The organism is Mycobacterium helveticum (assembly GCF_007714205.1).
Lineage (GTDB): Bacteria > Actinomycetota > Actinomycetes > Mycobacteriales > Mycobacteriaceae > Mycobacterium > Mycobacterium helveticum.
Genome location: NZ_VMQU01000205.1, coordinates 1 through 5736, shown reverse-complemented (window position 1 = coordinate 5736; position 5736 = coordinate 1). Strand labels below are relative to the sequence as shown.

The window sequence follows — 5736 nt, the reverse complement described above, 5'->3', positions numbered from 1 at the left end:
GCCCGACGCGACCCGACCTGAGCCCGAACCGCCATTCGATACCCGGCCGAACCGTCGCTGCGCGGTGGGACGCGCGTGGGTTGGATGGCGGGGAAACAGCAAGCGCGACGGGTCGGGGCTTGCGTCGCGGCTTCCCCACCGGGCAGGGCGACTGGCCCGTTCGGTGCGGCCCTGGCCACCGACTGGGCATCCTCACCGATGTGCTGCAAGGACGGCGCGGCTACAACCCCGGGGCAAGCTGATCGGGAACTGGAATCTCACCGAGAACGGTCAACCCGCGACCAGCGGCCGAACGAGAAAACTCGCTTGCCGCGATCGGCGGCGTGCTCCCGATTCACCGCTCGACCATCGGCTGCGCCGATCTGTTGGTGTTCGAGCCACTGGTCGCGATCGCGGTTCAGAAACGCCGTCTCGCGTTGTGACCTTTTCAGTTCGCGTCGGGCGTCTTGTCCCCGAGTCGCAGTGCGCCGGGCGCCAGCCAGCAACACGCAAAGCCCGAGCATCGCGACCGCGCCGATCACGATCCCGAAAAGAAACAAGGTGCCGGTCGACCCGGTGACATGAAACCCGAATACGGCGAAATTCTCGGTGAAGCGGTGAGTAGCCCCCGCATTGGTCAGCACCCCAACGAACCCCACGACCACCGCGGCAAGCAGAACAATTAATCCAAAGACGACGATCATGTCGATGCCTCTGATCCTGGTGCTGGAAGTCCGGTACACGCGAGTCGGCGATACGGTATGTCAACACCGCTAACATCCAACACCGTTAACATACAGTGCTATTAACATACAGTAGCTATCCTACATCGATGCGGGCTCTCTGGGGCCCGCTCGTTCTGTGTGCAGCATTTCCATGAAGTTGGGCATGGGGCCGCTACGGGTGCGGGACACCAAATGCTCCCGGGCTCTTGCTAACTGGCTGCACACCCCGGCAATCACCACCGTGGCCACACCGCAACTCGGCCGACAAAACTAGCCCCGAGCCCCCGAGCGGAGTAGCGTAGTAGTTGCTGAATCCTTCAGCCAGTCCGGAAGTGAGTTTGGCTGTACGCCGCCGAACTTGATGAGCATTTGCTCGCGCCGCACATTGATCTCTACCCCGTTTCCGTCGGGACGGCATCCACATGTCGATCAGTGCCCCATCGGCCCGGAATTCGGAAGACCACCAACTCGGCGGTCACCTGACCGACGACCGAGCGAGAAACAACCGTGCCGGTGACACCTGGAGCTGGCCGCGCGACGAAGTGAGCACCGACCAGGCGGGACACCAAACTGCATGGGACCCATGCTAAATGACGCCTTCAAACACTGACTCGAACAGTTCTCCTCCCAGACATCTGCAGAGAAACTAGGTAACCACCATGATCACTTTCGGAATAATCCTCATCGTCCTCGGGCTCGTCCTCCCCGCCCTCATCCCTACCTTCGCCTACGCCCATATTTGCTTGGTCATCGGGGTCATCCTCCTCGTCGTCGGCCTGCTATTGATGCTGATAGGACGGATGGGACACGCCGTCGGCGGCCGTCGCCACTACTACTGAAGGGCCAGAGTTACTCGCCCGCCACCCGGACACGCGGCCGGCCGAAGCTCCGGCCTGCAATCTGCGCGAATCATCGAAAACTGTTTGTGCGCAGACAATTGAGATCCACACGCAGGGACACTGGAGCAGGGACTCTGGAAATGCCTGAGTCCGCTACTCGGTCGGGGACCGCAGAGTCCGTTGCCGCAGGGGCTGCGGTGGTTGTGTGCTCTTCGTTGCCGATGAGGACTGCGAACGCGGCATGAAGGCCCGGCGAAGGGAACAAAACGATGGCGATTAAGGATATTCCGGCCTTCGCCCACCTGACCGACACCGACATCGAGAGTCTGGGCGTTGAACTGGACGCGATCCGCTTGGACATCGAGGATTCGCGTGGCGAGCGCGACGCGCGCTACATCCGCCGCACCGTCGCCGCGCAACGTGGCTTTGGGGTAGCCGGCCGACTCATGCTGGCCGGTAGTGCGAAACGCTCTGCGTGGTGGGCGGGAACGGTGACCCTTGCTCTGGCCAAGATCGTCGAGAACATGGAGATCGGCCACAATGTCATGCACGGCCAGTGGAACTGGATGAACGATCCCGAGATCCACTCCTCGACGTGGGAATGGGATATGAGTGCGGCGTCAAAACACTGGCGCTCCAGCCACAACTTTCAGCACCACAAGTACACGAACATTCTCGGCATGGATGACGACGTGGGCTACACCGTCCTCCGAGTTACCCGTGACCAGCCCTGGGAGCCCTTCAACATCGGCAACCTGCTGTTCAACGCCATCCTCGCAGTTGGATTCGAATGGGGAATCGGCCTGCAGCCCATCGAGTTCAGTAAGGCCTTCAAGGCCGGCCCAGACCGCGCAATCAGCATCCAGCAGATACGCGAGTTCGCGGTCAAGGCGGGCAGACAGGTGGTCAAGGACTACGTCACATTCCCGGCGCTCACCTCGCTGTCGCCGGCGGCGAGCTATAAGTCAACGCTCAAGGCCAATGTGGTTGCCAACGTGATCCGCAACATGTGGGCTGACGCGGTCATCTTCTGCGGGCATTTCCCTGATGGCGCAGAGAAATTCACGAAGGCCGACATGATCGGCGAAACCCGGGGGCAGTGGTATTTGCGGCAGATGCTGGGCAGCGCCGACTTCGAAGCCGGGCCCGCGCTGCGGTTCATGAGCGGCAACCTGTGCTACCAGATCGAGCATCATCTTTATCCCGATCTGCCGAGCAACCGGTTGCGCGAGATCTCGGTGCGCGTGCGCGCGCTCTGTGACAAGTACGACTTGCCCTACACCACGGGCTCGTTTCTGCTGCAGTACGGCAAGACTTGGCGCACCATCGCCAAGCTGTCGTTGCCGGACCGCTACCTGCGCGATACCGCCGACGACGCGCCGGAGACCCGCAGCGAGCGGATGTTCAGCCAACTGGGGCCCGGTTTCGCCGGGATCGACCCAGCGACCGGGCGGCGCCGCGGGCTCAAGACAGCGATCGCAGCGATCCGCCAGTGGGGTCGCACCCCGCATGTCGGCCGAGGCGCAGACCGGGGCGGTATCGATCAGGCGCTCAGGAGCCGTGGGCTACTGGCAAGTAACCTACGGGACCGTAAGTTGCGGTATTGTCGACAACAATTCGCCGAGAGTGATTGTTACGACGTTGTGCATGCATGCCGGGACACCGGCGGATGGGAGACCGGTTCAGTTGAACGAGATGAACTTTCTCGATCTGCACGGTGAGCGTATTGCCTATCGGGAGGCAGGGGCAGGCGAGGTGCTGCTGCTGATTCACGGCATGGCGGGAAGTTCGGCGACCTGGCGGGCGGTCATCCCCCAGTTGTCAAAGAAGTATCGGGTGGTGGCACCGGATCTGTTGGGGCACGGTGAATCAGCCAAGCCACGCGGTGACTATTCGTTGGGGGCGTTCGCGGCGTCGCTGCGTGATCTGCTCGATGAACTTGGCATCAGCCGGGCGACGGTGGTCGGTCAATCACTCGGTGGCGGTGTGGCCATGCAGTTCAGCTATCAACATCGCGACTACTGCCAGCGACTGGTTCTGATCAGCAGCGGCGGCCTCGGCCCCGACCTGAGTTGGCTATTGCGGATCCTGTCGGCACCCGGAACCGAGTTGGTGCTGCCAGTGGTCGCGCCGCAACCGGTATTGAACGTCGGCAACAAGCTGGGTTCCTGGCTCATGTCGGCCGGGATTCAGTCGCCGCGCGCCGGCGAGATGTGGAACGCCTATTGCTCGTTGTCGGATCAGCGGTCACGGCAGGCGTTCCTGCGTACGTTGCGCTCGGTGGTGGATTACCGCGGCCAGGCGGTCAGTGCTCTCAGCAAGATCCATCTCAGTTATGGATTACCCACCTTGCTGATTTGGGGTGATCAGGACCGGATCATTCCGGTCGCCCACGGTTACGCCGCTCATGACGCCGTGCCGGGTAGCCGACTCGAGGTGCTCGGCGGTGTCGGGCACTTCCCGCATGTCGAGGCCCCGACAGCGGTGGTCGACATCCTTGACGACTTCATCGCCACGACAGGGCGGGATGTCGATCTGACGAATCGAAAAACCTGACCGGAACCGAGATTCGGCGAAGTGTTGACTGCCGGTCCCCTGTCCGGTGTCGGTCCCGGCAGCTGTCAGTCTGAACCAGCGGGACCGTAGGGCCCAGCTTCGTGGTGTTCAATCGGCACAATGGTAGCCGCCAAGCGGGAGCAACCGGCCAATCACATTGCTGATCGTCGGGTGCGGCGACACCAGCGCGGCGCTTCGCAACAACCAACGCGGCCCGCTGCTCGCCACAACGATTCGCGCAAGCACCGACGCCATCGTCGCCACGCTTCCGATTCGCTTGGACTGAGCATCTCCCCACCCACTCCGCACAGACCGGGGTCCTCCCGTCCGGCATTCGGAACCGTCCGGCAAACCCAGTTCGGCGACGCAACGCAGATGGCGCAGGGGTCCGGTCGATGGTTTATCGTTGCGGCATCTCAGCCGATCCAACGGCCCGGCTTGACAATTACTCCAGCGGGGTGGAACGTCAAGCATGTTGAGACGCTCAACCAGTTCGGAATGAGGCCAGCCGTCCGCCGCTGTTCTCGCAGAGCAGCAGCTCGCGCCGAACGCACCGGTGAAAACCGCATGCCGGAGATCACCATGAAAACTTCGCCCGCCCCCTCCACATTGCCGGATGGCGGCTTTCTTTCCCGGCCGTGGGAGGGTCACACCGCACGTTTAGCGAGTCGTCGACTCAGGTGGTCGGTAGCCGTCATCAGCGCCCACGGTGACATCGACGCATCCAACGCCGACACACTGACCGAGTACACGCTGGCGCACCTGACGCGTTGTCGCGGACTGATCCTCGATCTGCGCAACCTCGACTTCTTCGGAACCGAAGGTTTCTCTGCGCTGCAGAGGGTTTCCGTCTGCTGCGTGCGCGCCCGCGTAAGCTGCGCAGTGGTACCCGGTAACGCGGTCTCCCGGATGTTGCGGATCGGCGACCCACAGGGATTGCTACCCGCCGCCAGCACACTCGAGGCAGCGATGGCCACCGTCCAGGACCAGCCTCACCTTCCACCGCAACCCATGACGAGCCGCGGGGATGCCGCGCAATTCGCGAGATGCGAGCGCACCGTGTGCTTGGTCTGCGGCGGTACCCAACAACTCCAGCACGATCAGGGGACCTCGACAGAAGCAAATGCAAGGCTCGATGGTCCCGCATTGACGGTGGTGGCCCCGGGGTTGGAAGCTGCAAAAGCTGAGGTTGGGGTGCGATGACGGCGTTCGTGCGCGATCCGCACGATCAGCTTGCCGCCCTGGACGGGGCTGGCAGCTGCCGGCGGGCGAGGCTGAGCGCCATGAGAAAGCGTGTCCGCGACGTCGAAGGGTGCGGACTTCACCGTTGGTGATGGCGTAAACCACCGCGACTTCGACGGCATCCAGACCCTCGTCTCGAATGCCTGGTGTACGACGAACTGCCTGGCGCCGATGGCGATGGCGCTCGACGAGGTGTTCGGATTCGAGGGCGGGCTCATGATCACCGTCCACGCGTATACCCCGGACCAGTACCTGCAGGACGTCTGCACCGCGACTATCGCTGCGCGCGCGGCGGCGGTCAACGTGGTGCCCACTTCGGGTGGTCTGGTGAAGATCGTCGGCTGGTATGACAACGAGTGGGGTTATTCCCACCGCCTGGCCGATCTGACGGGCTT

The 5736-nt window shown here is 62.7% G+C and carries 4 protein-coding genes and 2 pseudogenes; 5 read left to right on the top strand and 1 reads right to left on the bottom strand.

What is annotated here, in order from left to right; all coding sequences use genetic code 11:
• Positions 1-257: 257 nt before the first annotated feature.
• Positions 258-683: a hypothetical protein gene (locus FPZ47_RS26270; RefSeq protein ID WP_246133625.1), complete on the bottom strand. Its 426-nt coding sequence runs from the start codon at positions 681-683 to the stop codon at positions 258-260.
• A gap of 680 nt (positions 684-1363) precedes the next feature.
• On the opposite strand from FPZ47_RS26270, the gene FPZ47_RS26265 reads away from it, so the two are divergent.
• The 5 genes and pseudogenes from FPZ47_RS26265 to FPZ47_RS26245 all read left to right on the top strand — a co-directional run.
• Complete coding sequence (locus FPZ47_RS26265; protein ID WP_144957007.1) at positions 1364-1543, top strand: DUF6131 family protein; 180 nt, start codon at positions 1364-1366, stop codon at positions 1541-1543.
• A gap of 269 nt (positions 1544-1812) precedes the next feature.
• A pseudogene (locus tag FPZ47_RS26260) lies at positions 1813-3063 on the top strand (fatty acid desaturase family protein); the annotation flags it as partial.
• Between the two features lie 166 nt (positions 3064-3229).
• Positions 3230-4099, top strand: a complete 870-nt coding sequence (locus FPZ47_RS26255) for an alpha/beta fold hydrolase (protein ID WP_144957002.1) — start codon at positions 3230-3232, stop codon at positions 4097-4099.
• A gap of 567 nt (positions 4100-4666) precedes the next feature.
• Positions 4667-5302 carry an STAS domain-containing protein gene (locus tag FPZ47_RS26250; protein WP_144956999.1) on the top strand — a complete coding sequence of 212 codons (636 nt, stop codon included), beginning with the start codon at positions 4667-4669 and terminating at the stop codon, positions 5300-5302.
• A 90-nt stretch (positions 5303-5392) separates the two neighbouring features.
• Positions 5393-5736, top strand: a pseudogene (locus tag FPZ47_RS26245) (hypothetical protein); the annotation flags it as partial.

Coding starts and splice junctions, on each gene's coding strand:
- FPZ47_RS26265 (WP_144957007.1), top strand. CDS start 1,364: ATGATCACTTTCGGAATAATCCTCATCGTCCTCGGGCTCGTCCTCCCC.
- FPZ47_RS26250 (WP_144956999.1), top strand. CDS start 4,667: ATGCCGGAGATCACCATGAAAACTTCGCCCGCCCCCTCCACATTGCCG.
- FPZ47_RS26270 (WP_246133625.1), bottom strand. CDS start 683: ATGATCGTCGTCTTTGGATTAATTGTTCTGCTTGCCGCGGTGGTCGTG.